General features: G+C 47.7%; 1 protein-coding gene. It reads left to right on the top strand.

Translation table 11 applies throughout. From position 1 onward, the window contains the following. Positions 1-42: 42 nt before the first annotated feature. On the top strand, positions 43-222 hold a 180-nt coding region (locus A6R74_RS22225), incomplete at its 3' end, for a diguanylate cyclase domain-containing protein (RefSeq protein WP_121499358.1).

The raw sequence follows: 222 nt of genomic DNA, 5'->3' as shown, positions 1-222 counted from the left end.
CTTCGTGTGTGGGCTACACCCGATCGAATCGATACCCACTAACTGCGCATTACCACCATTATCGGCATTAGCCTCTATCCTGATCACGGTACCGATGCTCGTACGCTGCTCAATAATGCCGATACGGCTATGTATTACGCCAAGAGTAGCGGCTGCAATCATTACCAGCTTTTCAGAACTGATATGAATGCACAGAGAGAGCAACGTCTCGATATTGAACTT

It is taken from the genome of Halomonas sp. ALS9 (assembly GCF_001651035.1).
Lineage (GTDB): Bacteria > Pseudomonadota > Gammaproteobacteria > Pseudomonadales > Halomonadaceae > Vreelandella.
Note: the sequence above shows the minus strand (reverse complement) of the source record. Positions and strands in the feature narration are given on the sequence as shown.